Origin of the sequence: Nesterenkonia aerolata, from assembly GCF_031470965.1 — a bacterium.
GTDB classification, from domain to species: Bacteria; Actinomycetota; Actinomycetes; order Actinomycetales; family Micrococcaceae; genus Nesterenkonia; species Nesterenkonia aerolata.
Genome location: NZ_JAVKGR010000007.1, coordinates 62,298 through 79,850, shown reverse-complemented (window position 1 = coordinate 79,850; position 17,553 = coordinate 62,298). Strand labels below are relative to the sequence as shown.

The following is a 17,553-nucleotide window of genomic DNA, read 5'->3' as shown; positions in this document are numbered from 1 at the left end:
ACGATGAGAGCACGATGGCTAAAACCAAGACTACGCCGATACTCAACGGACGCGCTACAATCGCCGCCCCAACGGAGGCATACCCCTACTGGCGCATTACCTACAACGACCCAATCACGGGCAAACGTCGCAGAGCCAGCGGAGGCACCACAAGGAGCGAGGCAGAAGCCAAAGCAGCACACCTGTTAGGCGACTACTCCCCTAACCATAAGAGGAACACCGAGACACCGCCCACGCTGAAAGAAGTTGCCCAAGACTGGCTGGCCACCAACAAGCACCGCTGGAACAGCCGAACCTATGAGAGATACCAGAGCCTAACGAACCGCTACATAAGCGAACTGGCTGACTATCCCATCACACAGATAACGCCCCAGCACATTCGCAGTGTTGATGTTTCAGGCTTGAAGCGCGGAGGACAACAGAGCGCACGCAGAATAATCAACGGCATTTTCGGGCACGCCACAGGATGGATAAACCACGATGTCAGCCTCTACTCCAACGCCATCAACATAAGCGGCAACAAGACACGCACCGGCAGAAACAAGCAAGTCAGCAAAGGCGACATTCCATCAGCACGCTATGTATCAGCACTGATTATCACCGCCTATCACACAGGCCAGATGGGGCCACTGGACGAACCAGACCGATACGGGACAACCATCAACCCCCACACAGGGGAAAAGACCTACGAGATACCCACCAGTCTCTGGCCCAAGGGCATAGGGATGACAGAACCCGATGACACAGCATTCATCGGCGGAGCAGACCAAGTCATCGTTTCCAAGATGAGACGAGGAATGCCCAAGCACTACAAAAACATTGAGCAGCGACAGGCAGACGAAACCGAAGAACTTGCCAGCAGGTTCAGGCAGGTCGGACTACTCACCGCATTAGGCGCAGCAGGAGGCATCCGAGTAGGAGAAGGATTAGCACTCCGAGTAAGGCACTTCCTTACCAGAGAACAAGTCTTCAACTGGTTCCACTATCAACACCGCTTGAAGCGATGGCAGATGGGAGACCGCACCTATGACCAGAGCAGGCTGGAACCATACCGAGGCAAAGTCGAAATATTAGAACAGGCAAGCCAAGGCGCAAGCGGCAAAGTCTGGATAACACGCCCCAAGATGGACAAGGAACGCACCGTCTATCTACCAGCCTTCCTCCCCTCCTGGCACGGGCACACAGCAGGAAGCCACCGAGCAGACATAGCAAGCATCATCCCCCGGTTTGCTGACAAAGAGGCCAACCTATGGAGCGCAACCGACGAAGAAGCAATCGAACTATGGCGACACGGCTTCACACCACTGTGCTACCTACTCTGGCAACGACTTGATGAACTATGGAACAGCAGAGCAGTCCAGCGACACAAGAAAACAAAGGACGCAATAGACGACTTTTTAGACCTACTCCTCTTCCCAACACGCAACACTGTTCGCAAGACCCGAGACGGCAAGCCCAACACCGCCATACCAGAGGGATGGGGACACAGTGTCCGCATTGTGGAGGGAACCGGCAGTTATCAAATCCAAAGCAACTACGCCAACAGATACGCCAACCCGCTTTATGACTATGTGTCAGAAGTCCTGGACGAATGGCCAGAACACCGGCGAAACTCCACCAAGAGACAAGGCTGGACACATCACGGACTACGACACTTCGCAGTCTCATCACGCATTCAATCAGGAACACCGCTACCCATCATTGCTAACCAGATGGGACACAAAGACGCAGGTTTCACACTGGAACGATACGGCCATATGATGACATACGACCTTGACAAAGCAGGATACGAATATTAGCCCAAAAATGTAAGTCGGAAACCAACACCGAAACCGGCAGATTAGGCCCAACATATGGGAACAATCGCCAACACGGTAAGCAAGAACCGTCCGTTTCCCCTTTACAATATCAAGAATGTAAGTTATGTGAGCAAACGGCCGCCCACATCGTGCTTACGGGCAGCATTATTAGCGGCGGACGGACTTATGCCGCTATCAACGAGCCGGACACGCATCATCACTTTCTTATCCCTACGCTTTGCTTATGCCTTCGGCAACGCGCCGCTTGCGAACGAAAGTCCCCTACGGTGATGACACTTTGCCTTTGAAGCGCCAAAGCCGCCGATACTCCGCAATAATCAGCCGAAGACGGGGAACGCCGCAGTCCCGCCACTACACGAGATTTCAGGCACGAAGCAGCCCATTAATGTAGGCATTGACTTCAACAGCAGACCCGAACAGCAGGTCATTCAACTCTTCCAACGGTGGCGGAGGCAACGCAGACAAATCAGGGCGACGAGTAGTCATATTATGTTGATAGACCAGCGCTAACAGTTCGTCGTTATGACGCAGGCGAACACCGCCGTCCTTACTGTTGAGCACATAGTGAAGACGCTTCTCTTTCAGAGACTTCCTTGTCTTACCGCTAACTGACCAATCACGAGAGCAGACCACAGGGCGACCAGAGAAACCGACTGTATCCGCACGATGCGCACGCGATGAGCAGGAAGCAGGGTCAGAGCACCCGCCGCGCTTATGGCACGGCGTTCGCCGCGCCGCTTGTGCGAGTTTATGCTCTTGACGCGCACGCGCATCTGACTTACCACCGGCATAATCCTTATGCTTATCAGAAGTGATTGACTTCATCCCATAACCAAGAGCCTTGACTACATAACCAACTTTCTTCTTCAAGTCCGAGCCACCAAGTTTGTCTATTTTCATTTGAGAGCCCCACTGCCAAGCACCATCAAGGGCCTTGACACCTTGAAGTTTCTCCAACTTCGCATATGTAGATAAGTAATCCAGTGCTTGACTATCAGGGATGCGCACGAGGATGTGTTTATGAATAGCAGCACGCTCCTGCCATTCGTTAGACAGGAAGTAAGCAGCGTCGGGGAAATCACGGCGCAACTGTTTCCTTGTGCTATCCCAGCCAGCAGTAAGCCCCATATGCCACTGGACTTGTTGAGATGCTTCAAAACGAGAAGCCATCCAAGGGGCACAGTCTTCTAACAGTTGAGTTTCACGCAGCGCGACACCAATCAAATCAGGGTCGTGCTTGACTTGACAGTGAGAGCACAGCCCTTCGGCACCCACCGAGTTATGGACAGCACCCATTGAGGGCATAGTAAGAGTGATGAACCAGAACTGATAACCATCCAGCGGAGACCCGTCCTCGTTGAATATGCCATCAAGCCCGATAGCACGCCAATCATCTTTGAACAGACGAGCACACGGAGCACAGATAGAGTTGCGGCGGTTTTCACACCGCTTCGGATACTCCTGGCCAGGGACATAGATAGGGTTCCAGCACGAGTTAGTCAGTTGAGTTTCAACCATCAACTTATGTAAGTCGTTTTCAATCACTACTGGTTTCACTGTAAGCACCTCCACCTGTTAGGGAGGTTTCTAACGCAGAGCAGAAACACAGACTGTTGAGCACGAGTGAGAGCCACATACAGCAAACGGTCATCGTCCTCCGGTTGATACAGAGAACTACCCAGACAGCCGGAAGCAGCGCCGATATTGACCACATAGACAGTGCCAGCCTCATCGCCCTTGAATGAATGAACAGTTGAGAACCGGAAGTTATCAGCAGCAGCCCCGAGAGCAGAGGACAAGCGGCGCAGAGTTTCGTTAGTGCGAGCGAGGACAACAGGAACACCAGCGGAGAAGTCAGCATTAGCACGAAGCCAAGCAGCCTGTTGAGCAACATCGCCCACATCAGTAATCACATTGACAGCACCAGAGACCGAAGAGTGAGTTTCATAGGCAGCCACACCGGAGAGCGACGACAGCGACGACAGAGACCGGACAGCAGCAGCCACAGCAGCAGGACAACGGTAAGTCTCGGATAAGGGAAGCACAGACCAATCAGGACGAGCAGCCAGAGACGGCAGCAGAGCAGCATCTACACCGGAGTAAGTGAAGATGGATTGATACGCATCGCCTACAAGAACCGTTTGAGCACACGAGGCGGACAGCCCAGAGACGAAAGACCAGTGAAGCGGAGATAAGTCCTGTGCTTCATCTACCACCACAGCCGAGTAAGGCGAGTGAGCAGGGAGATTTTTAGCAGCAAAGGAACGCAGCAACTCCCAAGAGAACACCCGTTGAGAAACCATACGGGCAGAGAAGACCGGCAGAACACGCAGAAGCGATGAGGAAGACAACCCGCGAGGCAGCGGAGACCGAGAAGACGACCCATTGAGCCACAGCGCAGCATTATCAACGACAGCAGAGACGAAGCCACTCTCGGCAGGCAAAGACAACTTTTCAAGAGACCAGCGAGCACAGGCACGCACCGCATCCTCATCAACATTCAACGAAGACACACCAAGAGCACGGCAGAGAACACGGTAAACAAGCGCATCCACTGTAAGCACCTCATAAGCGCCATCAGGCAGCCCAGCAGCAGCAAGACGGGCAGAGATAGTAGAGACCGCAGCATTAGTGAAGGCAAGCACCAGCACAGGAGCAGAGAAGCGCCGCGCCGCATTAGACACCAGAGCAGCCACCGTAGTCGTCTTACCAGAGCCAGCAAGAGCAGAGACGATAAGACGCGGAGCCAGAGAGGAAGCAACCGCCTGCTGCTGAACCGATAGGTGGAGGTCATTAGCAACAGGCGGCTGCTGGTCTTCAACTAACATAATGAATATCAACCCTTGATGTGCCACTCACCATCTACTTCGCTGTATTCAAGCCAGACCTTTTCTTCCCCGCAGCCAGGGCAGGGAGAACCGAACTTGTTGATATGGAAGTTATGGTAAGGATGAGGGCACTCACCTAATGGACAGGCTTCAACAGGATTGTCATAGCACTCCACACCGTCAGCCATTATTTTCATTCGTTGAGCATCTCCTTAATATTCTTTCTGTATTTCATCTGTTGAGCACCCCGATAGTTCAGAGCAGCAACCCAAGCCCACAGCAGAGCAGGCAGGACGACAGTGGCAGCAAGCCAAGCCAGCAGATGGAACACAGACCAATCACCAGATAAGAAGTCAGCCATCACTTGCCACCACCGAGAACACGCCGACAACCGCAGACCATATGATGAAACACATCCTCAAAGGCAAGGACGAGTTCGCCAGCATTACCCTCCGGTTCCACCGAGAGATGACCGCAGTGTGAGCACTGATGAACAACGAGATTACTCTTCTTCATTGAGACCAATCACCTCGTCCATAAAGTCATCCCACCCGTAGACGAAGTCAGCACGATAGGCACTGTAATCACAGTCGCAATGGACATTCTGTAAGTGTTGCTTCAATGCCCGATAGTGCGCAGCCATAATGTCCTGATTGACTTGAAGACGACTGATGTCAGCACGCAGCAGGTTCAGTTTCCGAATGAACCGCACCTTGTTATCACTCATTTGCTATCACCACGCCTACGCACACGAGGTTTAGAAGCACACTCCTTATTCAAGACACGCACACGGTCAGCAGCAGTAGAACCAGAACGGGAAGCCTTCCACTCCAACAGGTCGCCCTTATGGAACACCCAACGCCCTGCTACTTTCTGGAAGCGAATACCATCCAGCATCCCGTTGTAAAACGCATCGCGCACAGACGAACTGCGCTTATATCCGAGCAGTTGAGCCACATCGTAGGTAGATAGCCACTCATCCTCTTGATTTTCAAGAAACGGATTATCACTCATCGTCCTCTTTCACCCCCTCATCATTCACTTGTAAGACAACCCTTGAACGCTTGATTTTGTCAGCGAACTTGTAGTTGTCTTCCTTTTCACAAAACTCGATGAAGTCATCTTGACTATCACTCATTTGCTATCACCCGCAGGAGCAGCAGGAGCAACCTCCACCAGGTGGGAGCACTCAAAAGTAATCAACTCACGCCCATCAATCACATAAGTGTTGATAATCGCCTCACCAGCAGGCACGAAGTGCTTACCAGCAGTTAGAGGGGACTGCTTGTCAGGGGCAGTGATAGACACGAACACATTGCGCAACTGACGCTGCTCAGTCGGGTCAATCGCCAACAAGTTAGGCACCGAGTAGAGCACCTGCCCATCAGCGTTAGTCTTCGCATCCTCGCTATCACGCTCGGTTTTGGCAGGGAACTCCGAGATAGGGAGCATACCCGCACCGAACACAACACTGTCCTTCAACTGTTTTCCATCAACTTTTAAACGCATAATACTTTTAGACCTCCATAGTCATCTTGTTAACTTTTCTATGCTGAAAGCAGTCTCCCGAACTGCCCTCATATATGTTTCTAACAAATGTTAACAACGAAAACACAGAAAACGCCCAAATGTGATAAAGACCACAGAAAGAATATATAAATAGACTTGTGCGCACCCAAACAATATGTTATTCTAATAATGTCTTCACAAGGGAGACAAAGAAACTAAACAACCGCCCACACGGGCAGAAAGAGAGAATAAAGAAACTATGACTACTAAACCCGAAACCATCATCATCAGGGACACCCGCTGGGCATCCGTTGAGGACATCCCAACAGAGACAGTCTGCTGTATCGCCCACGCCAAAGAGAGTTGGCAGCGATTAATGGACGACAGCCCGCTGCCACCAGAATGGCAACCGCATCACTCTTACGCAGTAGATAGCACGACGCAAGACGGTCAAGCCATTCACTACATCAAGGAGAAAGCAACCTTTTACCCCGAGTTTCAAACTTGGGGCATCAAGATTGAAGGTAAGCCAGATGTTCAGGACACCATCACTTGGACAATGGACATCCAGCAAGCGCACGACTACCTCGAAAGCGGCAAGTGCGATAACCCCAACCGCCCACACGGGCAGAAAGCAGGAAAGTAAGTAATGACTACCACAGTCGAAACGCAGGAGGACATCATCTATTGGATTGAGCACACTATGCTCAACTACCTCGCAGGCTTTCAACAGTCGTGGATTGATTGGCAACTACTAATCGGTGAATATGACCACTACACGCGTCAGCCACACAGTCGCGAAATGAAATGGGCCAATAACAGCACAGTCCCGGTAAGCGAGTTCGTAAGCGCAGTGGATACATTGGCAGCAGACTTGGGGCACGACAGCGGCATTCAGTTTCTACTCGCCGTTCCAGCACTGAAAGCAGGTGGGTGAGTAATGACTACAAGACATCTATGCCTACCAGGGCTATCATTCGTCCAACTTCTACGGGAATACAAGCGGGAAAGAGACAGGGCCATCAGTGGGCAAGATTTTGACGCAGCACAAATGGACTGGGCAGCGCAAGACATCGCCTCACACTGTGTTCATCTCTTCCTTGAAATGGACACGCACACCAACCACGGAAAGCAGGTGGGTGAGTGATGACATCAGAAACCAAAACAGCGTATGAATGGCTGGCACTCGACACACTGTGGGAAACCGCGCTGGAAAAACAGCAAGAAATGCTAACGGCAGCAGCACACGGAGATATGGAAAAGCAATACCACGCAACCAGTCAGATGCTCCTATGCCTATGCGCCCACTACGCCACCACTCACTATCCTACAAAAATAATCTACTGGCGGGACTTCGAAAATATGCTAACCAGTCGGTCAATACCTGCTGACGCAAAAATGATAGGTCTCGATTTGGACAGCCTTCATTTTCTATCACTTGTGGTAGATACTCCCACTTTTGATAAAACACTTGATTGGCTCTACGCAGAAATAGATTACGGGGCACCTGCCAACGCCCAGTAAGCAACACAACGGAATACAACCGAAGCACCTACACGGTGTGGCACCAACCTCCGCAGTCCAACTGTGGGGGTTTTCCTGTATCAGAGGGAAGAACAGCCGCCGCAGCCAACAGCAGACAACAGCACAGCAGTTAGACAACGCTTGATTATTGGGGGCTCTTTAAGGCACCAGCCACCCATAGAGGACAAGCAGCAGAACTACCAGCAGCACGAGAACCACCAGAGACCGCAGTCCCACATACGAGGCTGGACGCCACCCCAATAATCACAGGGAACCTGACGCTTGACGATAAAGCCAGCAACAGCGGTTCAACTGGACAACGGCGGGAACTGTTAGCAACGCAAGCAAGTCAGCAATGAGAACACCCTTACTTTGTATTCCCCACCAAAGTAAGCAAAGGGGGCTGCTATCGCAGGGGCGCGGCGCAGCCGCTAACGCTCTCCTCCACTCCCCCAACAACAGCCAACAGAGGCAACCAGGGCAGACTATGTCTGAATATTACTGACCCAAACCGTGACCCAAACAGCCCATATGACCCACCTATGACCCAAGTTTAGGAGAGGCTAAAACCCCGGAAACACAGGGAAGTAGAGCCGCTCAAACATTAAACTTGAATTCGACGACGTTCAGAAGCCGAATAACCTATACTTGACGTATGCAGACCTCCGCAGCGATCTACCTCCGGGTGAGCCTTGACCATGAGATGGATGGGCGCACCATCGACCGGCACCGTCAGGACTGTCAGCGCATCGCCAGGGAGCGCGGCTGGACCATCCACCGGGAGTATGTGGACCAGTCCATCTCTGCGACGGACAAGGCCAAGACCAGGCCGGGTTACGACGCGATGGTGGCCGATTACCAGGCAGGGAAGTTCTCGGCGATCATCTGCTGGGACCTCGACCGGCTGACTCGGCAGCCCAGGCAGCTTGAGGATTGGATTGAAGCTGCCGAGGACCGTGGGCTGGTGCTGGTGACCGCTAACGGCGAGGCCGACCTCTCCACTGATGGTGGCAGATTGTTTGCCCGGATGAAGGCTGCTGTGGCTCGTTCCGAGGTCGAACGCAAGGGCAGGCGACAGAGCAGCGCCCAGGCTCAGCGGGCCCGCCAGGGCCGCGCCCCGAAGGGTATCCGTCCGCTGGGGTACGCGCTCAACGGTGACATCCTTGAGGACGAGGCCAAGGCGGTGCAGGAGGTCTACGCGGCGTTTCTGGCAGGCTCCTCCTTGCGCGGCATCGCTCGGGCTCTCTCCGGCGAGGACGGAGAGAACGTACCCGCCGATGTACCTGCTACGGAGACCCAGACTCGCAGGCTGGCCCTTGAGCGGAATCAGCGTCGGGCCGAGGAGAACAAGACGCGTGGTCCTGCTGACCAGTTGGCGATGAAGCCGGTCCCGGAACCGAAGCCGTGGAACCCGGCGAGTGTGCTCATGCTGCTGCGTAATCCCCGGTACGCCGGGTATTCGACATACACCCCGAAGGAGACCGACGACGAGGGCAAGAAGCGGCGCAGCTACAAGGCCAAGATCGTCCGCACAGAGGACGGGGAGCCGGTCTACGGCCTGTGGGAGCCGATCATCGATGAGAACACCTGGTGGAAGGTCCAGGAGAAGCTGGACTCTGCCGAGCGGGTGAGCAACCGTTCCGGCACCGAGCGCAAGCACATGGGCAGCGGACTCTACCTCTGCGGTATCTGCGGCACTAAGGTCAGGGCTCACGGCCAGCGGTACCGGTGCGCCGGGCATGTGCTGCGCAGCCGGGAACAGGTCGATACCTACGTCCTCACTGCTGTGCGTGCCCGGTTGGGGCGGGATGACCTGGCCGACCTTTTGCCCGACAGGGACGAACCCCGGCTTGCGGAGATCAGGACGCTTATCGAGAAGCAGGAAGCCCGCATCCGCCGAGCCCAGCGTGACTATGATGACGAGATCATCGAGGGCCGGGACCTCAAGCGCATCAGGAGCAAGGCCGAGGCTGTGATTACCAAGCTCGATGCCGAGCGGCTGACACTTTCCGTGTCCGATACTGCGGGCGGGGTGCTCAGCGACCAGAACCCGGTGAGCGCGTTCGAAGCGGGCGATCTCGGCATTCGCCGGTCCGTCGTGGATGCCCTCTGCGAAGTACACCTGCATCACAATCCCAAGGGCAGGAGGGACTTTAGGCCCGAGACCGTGGAGATCGTCTGGCGCAGGTAGAGACCTACCGCAGCAGCGGCAGGCGGGAGACCCGGTGCAATGCACCCTCTTACGAAAGGCTCTCCCATGCCGAACACGCACGATGCCCTGGTCCACCAGATTGACGCCAAGGAAGAGACCTTCGGCGAACTGTTCGCCGCGATGGACTCCGAGGCCCCCTACGAAGGCCAGGAGGCCAGCGAAGCCCTCCACGAACTGCCGCTGGAAGTTCGCGTGACCAAGACGATCACGATGGTTTTGTGCACCGGAGGTCCACATGTTGAGGCCACTGCCGAGCTGCACCCTAACGGGGGTATCTCCGATGTGACCATTCGTGGATGGTGGGGCGGAGAACGCGTCGAGCGAGTGGTGGACTCCGACTCCCCTATCCACCGGGCCGTCGAGCACTATACCCAGGACATGATGCCTTGGTGAGGATGATCTCCCGTGGAGCAGCCCCCGCTGCCCCACGGGAGTTTTCTTTTTCGCCGTGAGTCTCATTCGCCCATCTGCCGATCGCGGGAGGCATCGTCATCCCAGTTGCGCATCTTCGCCATAGCCCGCTGATAGGCGGCCTTCTTCTTGAGCCCTTCGAGCTGTTTCCGCTGGTCTGCGGTGGCCTTCATCCCCTGTAGCTCGGCGACTACCTCAGCGAACTCGCGCATCTTCTCTTCCTCCGCCTGGCGTTCCGCTTCCAGTGCCCGCCGAGCAGCCTCTGCGGCGGTGACGGAGTCCTCGGCCTGTCGTTTGGCTTCCTGGGCTTTTCGAATCGCTTCCTCGGACTCCGAGCGCCCTTCGGCGCGCCCTTTCTCGTAGCCTTCTCGCTTGCCCTTGGAGCGCATTGCGTAGGCCTGTTCCAAGGCTTCTTCAATCTCAGCACGTTCCTCGGCCAGTTCGGCCCGTTCCTCCTCAAGCTGGACATACGTGGGTTTGTCCAGCTTCTCCTTCGGACGTTCGGAGACTTCAGCCTCCACCGGGAACCCGGCAGCGATCATGTGCTCACGCAGGCCGCGCTGATAGTTTTCCATCTTGACCGACCCGCCCATCTGCTGACCCTCCTTCTCGTGCCCCTCCGGGTATCTCACGTCCCGGTGGGACCCCCACATCTGCGAGGCCTCTACCCGCAGGGTGTCGGAGTGTTTCGGATGAGGGGCGAAAGTGTCGCAGATTACCTGGATGTGTGGCGTGGTCTCATCGAGATTGATGTCGTATCCGTGAATTGCTGCTTGCCCTCCGGTGAGCACCTTGTCACCGAGATATGCCAGCAGCTCATCGAAGTACCGGCGCATCTCGGCCTCGTCCCGGGCCACATACCGGGTCTTCTTCCTGCCTTCGTTGTCCGTGAACTCTTCCTCGATACACATGCTCTTCGGCAGGTGGGCCACGATGGTCGTGGTGGTGAAGGAGTTGGCTTTGATCTTGCGCTTGACCCGCGCCTGGCGGGCATCGCCGTAGGCCAGTACATCGTCAACGTTGTGGCAGCGCCGGAAGCCTCCGGCTCCGTCGTTGACCATCGCGATGTTGGTCTTCGACAGTGAGGCGATGACGTTGGCGTTCCGGTCCGCCTGCTTGGCGGTCCAGTCCTCGTCCAACTCTCGCATCGCCTCTTCGAGCAAACGCCTTCGGTTTGCTCGTGTGCCGTTCTCGCCGTGCTGGATATGGGACACATCCATCCCTGCTCGACCTGTCATCTTGAGGTGCTCCTTCTGCTCTTCCAGGGACCTGCTTCGCTGCCTCGGAAGAGCAGAAGGAGCAAAGCCAAGTTGGTTATCCGGGTCCCCGCTACGCCTCCCGAAGCAACCAATTTGGCTTTAGGCACCATATGGGACAAACGCTGCGCGTTTGTCATGGCGGCCTCCGGCGGCCCTGCGGGGCTGTGCCCACTAGGCCGGAGCAGTGCTCCGTCTGCGTGGGCGTGGGGACGAGACATCGACCATCACCTTCGATGCCCTGCATCACCCGATTCTGACGACACATGGTCGCCAGAACTCGGGTACACGGTGTCGTCGGTCTTGATCGATAAGCCGTACTCCTCGTCCTCATCGGTGTCGTTGGATTCCGCAGCCGAGGCCTCGGTCTCGACTGCTGCGTTCCACGACAGTTCCTCGTGAAGAACCTTGTCCCGTCCGGTGTCGAAGAACCGGCGTTCCAACTCCTCGACATTGCCGACCGTGGTCGCACCCACGGAGTCGCAAAGCCTCTCCGCCAGTGCCAACTTCGCAGCACGAAGCTCGGCCTCATGCTGCTTCTTACGCTGCCGCTGAAGCCGACGAAGCTTCGCGGCATCTTCCCTCCGGCGCTGTTCGATCTTGCTGATCTCGGCGGTGATCTTGTCTGTCACCTTCGTGGCCTCCTTTGTCGATGATGTGGCGGTTATCCCGGTGAACATGCGTCGCAGGTGCTCCGCCCATAGGGTCTGGCGGCGGATGTGTCCCAGAACCGTTTGCACTGCGAGCACCGGACGACATCGGGGTGAGTCTCGGGGCCGCAGCCGAAACACATGCGGTCGTATGGCTCCAGATCGAGCGCAGAGTACTTGTGACCGCAGGTCCCGCATCTGCGCTGGCCGAGTTCGGCGGCGTCGAGCACCTGTTGTTTGCGGTCCACCAGGTCCCCGGCGATGAGGCGGTGCTCATCGTTCAGGCGTGCGGTGATCTCCTCTGGCAGCGCGGCGATGATGTCGCCGTTGCGCCCATGCATGATCTCTACTGCAAGGAAGCGGGCAGCCCGGTCAACCCCCTTGAGCATCCCCACCGGCTCCATCTCTGCGGTGGTGGTGATCTCTCCCAGCCGGGCACCGTTGCGAGCCCTAACGGTCTCGGTACGCCGGGCCGATTTCTCCTTAGGCCGGTAGAAGCCGATCATGGCCTCCTGCTTGAAGATTTCGAAGGCCTCAGCTGTGCCGATGTCCTCCGCCACACAGATGTCATCAACGGTGCGAACAGGCTTTTGGACTTCTACTACCCAGCCAAGGCGTAGCAGGAACTCGTCAATATCTGCCGGAGCCCGAGACGATGAGGAAGTGGCCGCATCGGCTTCCAGCACTTCAGTAGGCTTCCGTGCCAGAGAGGACAGGCCGAACTCGTAGAGGGTGTTCGAGGTCGTCAGCACCGCAACCCGAGGAGCCGGGGCCTGACGGCTGTAGTACCGACCCTCAGCCTCCACAGATTCATTGGGGTCCAGGTAACGCAGCATCTGGTCATAGCTGCGAAACGCCCGGAAGCGCCCGTCTTCGTGATGGACCAACTCGGCAGAACCGACGTTCTCCAACGCGTGCTGACCTGGTGGACGGACAGTCTGCCACTGCTGTCCAGCATGCCGGGCCAAAGCCGTCAGCTTCTCCAAGAGGTCCGCAGCAAAGGCCTCCTTACCCGAGCGGCGGGGACCCGTGACGGCGATGCCGCTCTTAGTCCACTCAGTTCCCAGAGTGCGCTCGACTTCGACGCGTTTCCGTGTGGCCTCAGCGTCACTGCGGGTCCGCAGTGCGTCGTCGACCTTCCGCTTGTGCCTGCCGTAGACGGCCAGCAAATCGTCATCGAGCTCGATCACCTCCTTGGTGATCTGGCCGGTGATGCACTTCTCAACCAGGTCTTCGACCGCCTCGGCTGCCTGCTGCTTCTTGATGTGCGCCCGGCCCTTGAGCCAGTCGGGACGGCGAGCCCGGTCAATCGGCAAATAGCCCGGGCCCCGGGCGGTGATGACCTCCGCAGGGTCATACTGGAACTTCTCTTCGTACTTGGCGTGGGTCAGGTAGGCCAGCTTGTTATCCAATGACGAGGAGACCTTGCCGTATCCAGGCCAATCGAAGGTGGGGCCGCCCTTGCGGGGCAGATCAATGTGGCCATTCAGCGGAATCCCGATACGCTTGGCCAGGTACGCAGGTGATGCCGAAGCCGGGACGCTTCGACCGTTGCGCTTCTCGCTCTCGAAGACCACAACCATATGCACATGGGGCTCTTTCAGGCACTCCACCGGCTCCTCACCGGAGTAATCCGTCCAGGTGTCTTTGTCGTGGAGGATGATGTATGCGGCAGCGACTCTGGAACCCTCATGCTTCGAGTCCTCGTCAGATTCCCAATCGGTCAGGGCTTGGCCCGCTGCGATCTTGTCGTAGAGGAAGACTGACCCGGAATATTCAAGCCGACCCACGATTTCAGCCCCCAGTCCGGCAACGGCCTGAAGGTCGCCGGAAGCGGCCCGTTCGATCAGACTGACAGCCTCATCCCTGGTCAATCCAAGACGCTGGGTGACGATAGTGCCATCCGCCTCAGCGCGCTCTGCTTCATCGGAGTCCACCCAGTCCCAAAACTGCGGCTTCAGCTGCTGGGTGAGCATCAGATGTGAGACGTTGTCTCTCTTACCCTTGCCCTTCTTGCCATTAGCCACGCCGATCACCCCCGAACCGTGCCCTTCCACCCCGCATAGGCCGACCAATGCGGGGTGCTATGCGGGTACCTATGCGGGTGTCCAATGCGGGAGCGTCAGTTCCGCGAATCTGGGCGGCTGCGCCGCCGAACAATGTCCGAGCGCCGAAGTTGGCTTGGCACCGATTTCTCCTGGTACACCAGTCGAAATCGGCCTGCGCCAACCGCGTGGGCGGCATCGACAAGCAACGCCGCCCACGCGTGAAGGACGCCCCAGCACCCCTCATACCCGCATTGAAGAGGGTTACACCACGGAGGACTTTTGATCTGACCGAACAAACCTCCTCCCGAAGCTCAGGAAGAAGGGATACAGATGAAGTTGCTGGCGTCGGCATCACAGGACACCTCCGAGCAGCTCACGGAGCCGGTCACGGCGCTGTGGAGTCAGAACGGGAGCCTCAGCAGCGATGCGCAACGCAGCAGCTTCAAGCTCATCAGCTTTGGTCGCCTTTGCCTTGGCGCTCGCCTTCCGCCGAGCAGCGCGCATCGCAGCCCGGCGACCAGGCAAGGCATCCAAATCGGACCGGCGCGCTACATACTTACCCTCAGACATCTCCAAGGGGAGGAGACCACGCTTGTGATCGCGGCGAAGGGTATCGGTCGAACCGTAGACACGGCGGCCATCAGAATCACGGACTTCGGCAGCCTGGTAGAGGTCCAGGCGATCTTCCGCAAGAGAACTAGGAAATACAGCGGGCATGAGAAATCCTCAAGAATCAAGGATTCCCACACCCCGCGACTGATCATGCGCTTCGTGGTGGCAGACGAGACCATCCCGCCAACCTGCTATCCGGGGCTCACAGGACCCGCCGACTACCTCGACGCTCCCCGGAGGGCTTTCGCTGTATAACAGCGAATATAGCACAAGCTCGCCCAAGCCGCATTACGCAATGTTACGGAGCGACCAACCCGCAAGCGCCCAAGCCCGCCTAAGCAGCCGGGACATTCGACGGCCACTTGACCGCGTTCAGAGCCAGCTCAGGAAGTGGATCAGCAGCTCGCCCCTGGACTCGCTACCGACGAGGCGGACGCTTGCGCTGTCGGCGCTTAGGGCGTGGACCGGCGCGTTCCACTTTTCCAAGCTGACTGCCTGTACGCCGAGAGGTTCCGCGGCTTCGGTGGTAGATGCCGGCCCATTGCTCGGCTGTGAGGTCTTTGGGCAGAGTCGTCTTCTTGATGCCCAGTTCACCGAGCCACTGACCGACCTGGGTCTGATTACCGCCAGTGGCATTCCGGAGGATCTGCCCGATGCCTCGTCCAGGTCCGGTGAAGATCTGGTGGACGAATCCGGCGTATTGTTTGCGTTCTTTCCACGGTAGCAGCGGTGTTGCACGGCGAGTGATGGTGATGATGCCACCATCCACACTCGGTGCTGGGGTGTAGGCCCTGGCAGGTACTCGGCCCGCCAGGTCAAAGGTGTAGAAGGGCGCCCACTGCGCGGTCATCATGCTGGCACCGCCCACCCCTGCTCGCCGTCGCGCGACCTCCCACTGGGTGATCAGCACCGCCTGAGTCCAATGCGGGTGGTGCAGCAGCTTGCGCAGAATTGATGTCGTTAGATGAAAGGGCAGGTTACCGACGACGACGAACGGCTTCTGCGGCAGCCGATACTCCAGGAAGTCACCCGTCACTACCTGGGTGGTCGGCGAGGTTCTGGATGCCAGATGCTGAGCCAGTCCGGGGTGAATCTCCACAGCAGTGAGTGGTCGGTTGAGTTTCTCAAGCGGCAGGGTCAGTGCGCCCTTGCCGGGTCCGATCTCAAGGAGAGCCCCGGATGTCTTGGCAACGAGATCGACGATCTGGCGAATGACGCGGCGGTCGGTGAGGAAGTTCTGGCCGTGCTCGTGACGGCCGTCGGTATAGGTGCGCACGGTGTATCTCCACGAAGGATGGTTCTTCCTGGGCAGGCACAGGGATCTTCAGATGAGACGAAAAGGATATGGGGTCTGTGCCGCCCAGCTGTTCAGAAAGCTGGCGCGGCGGCGCGCTGTCAGAAGCGGAGAATCTGGAAAGCTCGACGCCGCGGCGTTACGCCCAGGGGCGTGCCACGACGGCAAGTGCTATTGAACCCATGCGGAATACCTTAGACCGGTCGAACCTGGCCCACCAAATTGCTCGGACAACGGCGGGATGGAAGACGCTCAAGCCTGCCTAGGCTATTTACGCCCTCCAGAGGTTAATCCGCTTTTGAACTCGACCACATCCCCATCGCGCATGACGTAGTCCTTGCCCTCCATGCGGACCTTGCCGGCGGCCTTGGCGTCGTTCATGGAACCGGCGGCGGTGAGGTCGTCGAAGGAGACGATCTCGGCCTTGATGAAGCCCTTCTGGAAGTCAGTATGGATCACACCGGCGGCCTGCGGGGCGGTGTCGCCCTTGGTGATGGTCCAGGCGCGGGTCTCCTTCGGCCCGGCGGTCAGGTAGGTCTGCAGCCCGAGGGTGTCGAAGCCGACGCGGGCCAGCTGGTCCAGCCCGGACTCCTCCTGGCCGTTCATCTCCAGCATCTCGCGGGCCTCCTCCTCGGAGAGCTCCACCAGATCCGCCTCAAGCTTCGCATCCAGGAACACTGACTGCGCCGGAGCCACAGATTCAGCCAGCTGCCGCTGCTTCTCCGCATCCCCCAACACGCCGTCGTCGCAGTTGAACACGTAGATGAACGGCTTGGCGGTCAGCAGCCCCAGCTGACCGAGATGCTCCATGTCCAGCCCATCGGACTCGATGGAGGAGAAGATCGTGTCCCCGCGCTCCAGCACCTTCCGCGCCGCCAGGTAGGCATCCAGCTGCGCCTGCTCCGCCTTACGCCCCTTGACCTGCTTCTCCAGCTTCGGCACTGCGTTCTCCAGGGTCTGCAGATCCGCGAGCACCAGCTCGGTGTTGATGGTCTCCATATCGGAGGCCGGGTCCACTTTGCCGTCAACGTGGACGACGTTGCCGTCCTCGAACACGCGGACCACCTGCGCCACCGCGTGCGCCTCACGGATGTTCGCCAGGAACTGGTTCCCCAGCCCCTCCCCCTCCGAGGCGCCCTTGACGATGCCGGCGATGTCCACGAAAGACACCGTCGCCGGCAGGATCCGCTCCGAACCGAAGATCTCGGCGAGCCTTTCCAGCCGTTCGTCGGGCAGGTTCACCACACCCACATTGGGTTCGATCGTGGCGAAGGGATAGTTCGCCGCGAGGATAGTCTGCCGGGTCAGCGCGTTGAAGAGTGTCGACTTGCCCACATTGGGGAGTCCCACGATTCCGATCGTCAGTGCCACAATCGCCCAATCTATCCC

At 57.4% G+C, this 17,553-nt stretch carries 18 protein-coding genes; 7 read left to right on the top strand and 11 right to left on the bottom strand.

Translation table 11 applies throughout. The features are described from left to right. Positions 1-14: 14 nt before the first annotated feature. Positions 15-1,799, top strand: coding sequence for a tyrosine-type recombinase/integrase (locus tag RIL96_RS07555; RefSeq protein ID WP_310548410.1), 1,785 nt, complete (start codon positions 15-17; stop codon positions 1,797-1,799). Between the two features lie 384 nt (positions 1,800-2,183). Here RIL96_RS07555 and RIL96_RS07550 read toward each other — a convergent pair whose 3' ends face one another. From RIL96_RS07550 to RIL96_RS07525, 6 genes are all read right to left on the bottom strand, one after another. After that, positions 2,184-3,365: a replication initiator gene (locus RIL96_RS07550; RefSeq protein WP_310548409.1), complete on the bottom strand. Its 1,182-nt coding sequence runs from the start codon at positions 3,363-3,365 to the stop codon at positions 2,184-2,186. 8 nt (positions 3,366-3,373) lie between these two features. Continuing rightward, complete coding sequence (locus RIL96_RS07545) at positions 3,374-4,648, bottom strand: UvrD-helicase domain-containing protein (protein WP_310548407.1); 1,275 nt, start codon at positions 4,646-4,648, stop codon at positions 3,374-3,376. 193 nt (positions 4,649-4,841) lie between these two features. After that, the gene (locus RIL96_RS07540; RefSeq protein ID WP_310548406.1) at positions 4,842-5,009 is read right to left on the bottom strand and encodes a hypothetical protein; all 168 of its coding nucleotides are present in this window, start codon (positions 5,007-5,009) and stop codon (positions 4,842-4,844) included. 141 nt (positions 5,010-5,150) lie between these two features. Next, entirely contained in the window at positions 5,151-5,375 is a 225-nt protein-coding gene (locus tag RIL96_RS07535) for a hypothetical protein (protein ID WP_310548405.1), read from the bottom strand. Continuing rightward, on the bottom strand, positions 5,372-5,662 hold the full coding sequence (locus tag RIL96_RS07530) for a helix-turn-helix domain-containing protein (RefSeq protein ID WP_310548404.1): 291 nt from the start codon (positions 5,660-5,662) through the stop codon (positions 5,372-5,374). The genes RIL96_RS07535 and RIL96_RS07530 overlap by 4 nt, the downstream gene beginning before the upstream one ends. Before the next feature lie 120 nt (positions 5,663-5,782). Beyond that, complete coding sequence (locus RIL96_RS07525) at positions 5,783-6,157, bottom strand: hypothetical protein (RefSeq protein WP_310548403.1); 375 nt, start codon at positions 6,155-6,157, stop codon at positions 5,783-5,785. 259 nt (positions 6,158-6,416) lie between these two features. Here RIL96_RS07525 and RIL96_RS07520 point away from each other — a divergent pair, with 259 nt between their 5' ends. The 5 genes from RIL96_RS07520 (at position 6,417) to RIL96_RS07500 (ending at position 10,286) form a co-directional block, all read left to right on the top strand. Beyond that, positions 6,417-6,803 (top strand): hypothetical protein, encoded by a 387-nt coding sequence (locus RIL96_RS07520; protein ID WP_310548402.1) that lies wholly within the window; start codon positions 6,417-6,419, stop codon positions 6,801-6,803. A gap of 3 nt (positions 6,804-6,806) precedes the next feature. Further along, the gene (locus RIL96_RS07515; protein WP_310548401.1) at positions 6,807-7,094 is read left to right on the top strand and encodes a hypothetical protein; all 288 of its coding nucleotides are present in this window, start codon (positions 6,807-6,809) and stop codon (positions 7,092-7,094) included. Between the two features lie 209 nt (positions 7,095-7,303). Then, positions 7,304-7,681, top strand: coding sequence for a hypothetical protein (locus RIL96_RS07510; RefSeq protein WP_310548400.1), 378 nt, complete (start codon positions 7,304-7,306; stop codon positions 7,679-7,681). Positions 7,682-8,336: 655 nt separating this feature from the next. Continuing rightward, on the top strand, positions 8,337-9,872 hold the full coding sequence (locus RIL96_RS07505) for a recombinase family protein (RefSeq protein WP_310548399.1): 1,536 nt from the start codon (positions 8,337-8,339) through the stop codon (positions 9,870-9,872). Between the two features lie 66 nt (positions 9,873-9,938). Further along, the gene (locus tag RIL96_RS07500; protein WP_310548398.1) at positions 9,939-10,286 is read left to right on the top strand and encodes a hypothetical protein; all 348 of its coding nucleotides are present in this window, start codon (positions 9,939-9,941) and stop codon (positions 10,284-10,286) included. Between the two features lie 62 nt (positions 10,287-10,348). Here RIL96_RS07500 and RIL96_RS07495 read toward each other — a convergent pair whose 3' ends face one another. From RIL96_RS07495 to RIL96_RS07485, 3 genes are all read right to left on the bottom strand, one after another. Then, complete coding sequence (locus RIL96_RS07495; RefSeq protein ID WP_310548397.1) at positions 10,349-11,542, bottom strand: hypothetical protein; 1,194 nt, start codon at positions 11,540-11,542, stop codon at positions 10,349-10,351. Positions 11,543-11,787: 245 nt separating this feature from the next. Further along, a complete protein-coding gene (locus RIL96_RS07490) occupies positions 11,788-12,192 on the bottom strand; it encodes a hypothetical protein (protein ID WP_310548396.1) in 405 nt (134 codons plus the stop codon). 32 nt (positions 12,193-12,224) lie between these two features. Beyond that, on the bottom strand, positions 12,225-14,237 hold the full coding sequence (locus tag RIL96_RS07485) for a hypothetical protein (RefSeq protein ID WP_310548395.1): 2,013 nt from the start codon (positions 14,235-14,237) through the stop codon (positions 12,225-12,227). A gap of 351 nt (positions 14,238-14,588) precedes the next feature. On the opposite strand from RIL96_RS07485, the gene RIL96_RS07480 reads away from it, so the two are divergent. Then, a complete protein-coding gene (locus RIL96_RS07480; RefSeq protein WP_310548394.1) occupies positions 14,589-15,125 on the top strand; it encodes a hypothetical protein in 537 nt (178 codons plus the stop codon). A 163-nt stretch (positions 15,126-15,288) separates the two neighbouring features. On the opposite strand, the gene erm is transcribed toward RIL96_RS07480, so the two are convergent. Both erm and ychF read right to left on the bottom strand, forming a co-directional pair. Next, positions 15,289-16,146: a 23S ribosomal RNA methyltransferase Erm gene (erm, locus tag RIL96_RS07475; protein ID WP_310548393.1), complete on the bottom strand. Its 858-nt coding sequence runs from the start codon at positions 16,144-16,146 to the stop codon at positions 15,289-15,291. A 285-nt stretch (positions 16,147-16,431) separates the two neighbouring features. Beyond that, on the bottom strand, positions 16,432-17,535 hold the full coding sequence (ychF, locus tag RIL96_RS07470; protein WP_310548392.1) for a redox-regulated ATPase YchF: 1,104 nt from the start codon (positions 17,533-17,535) through the stop codon (positions 16,432-16,434). Between the last annotated feature and the right edge of the window lie 18 nt (positions 17,536-17,553).

Coding starts and splice junctions, on each gene's coding strand:
- RIL96_RS07515 (WP_310548401.1), top strand. CDS start 6,807: ATGACTACCACAGTCGAAACGCAGGAGGACATCATCTATTGGATTGAG.
- RIL96_RS07540 (WP_310548406.1), bottom strand. CDS start 5,009: ATGGCTGACTTCTTATCTGGTGATTGGTCTGTGTTCCATCTGCTGGCT.
- RIL96_RS07505 (WP_310548399.1), top strand. CDS start 8,337: ATGCAGACCTCCGCAGCGATCTACCTCCGGGTGAGCCTTGACCATGAG.
- RIL96_RS07530 (WP_310548404.1), bottom strand. CDS start 5,662: ATGAGTGATAATCCGTTTCTTGAAAATCAAGAGGATGAGTGGCTATCT.
- RIL96_RS07535 (WP_310548405.1), bottom strand. CDS start 5,375: ATGAGTGATAACAAGGTGCGGTTCATTCGGAAACTGAACCTGCTGCGT.
- RIL96_RS07545 (WP_310548407.1), bottom strand. CDS start 4,648: ATGTTAGTTGAAGACCAGCAGCCGCCTGTTGCTAATGACCTCCACCTA.
- RIL96_RS07495 (WP_310548397.1), bottom strand. CDS start 11,542: ATGACAGGTCGAGCAGGGATGGATGTGTCCCATATCCAGCACGGCGAG.
- RIL96_RS07480 (WP_310548394.1), top strand. CDS start 14,589: ATGAAGTTGCTGGCGTCGGCATCACAGGACACCTCCGAGCAGCTCACG.
- RIL96_RS07520 (WP_310548402.1), top strand. CDS start 6,417: ATGACTACTAAACCCGAAACCATCATCATCAGGGACACCCGCTGGGCA.
- RIL96_RS07525 (WP_310548403.1), bottom strand. CDS start 6,157: ATGCGTTTAAAAGTTGATGGAAAACAGTTGAAGGACAGTGTTGTGTTC.
- RIL96_RS07510 (WP_310548400.1), top strand. CDS start 7,304: ATGACATCAGAAACCAAAACAGCGTATGAATGGCTGGCACTCGACACA.
- RIL96_RS07500 (WP_310548398.1), top strand. CDS start 9,939: ATGCCGAACACGCACGATGCCCTGGTCCACCAGATTGACGCCAAGGAA.
- RIL96_RS07555 (WP_310548410.1), top strand. CDS start 15: ATGGCTAAAACCAAGACTACGCCGATACTCAACGGACGCGCTACAATC.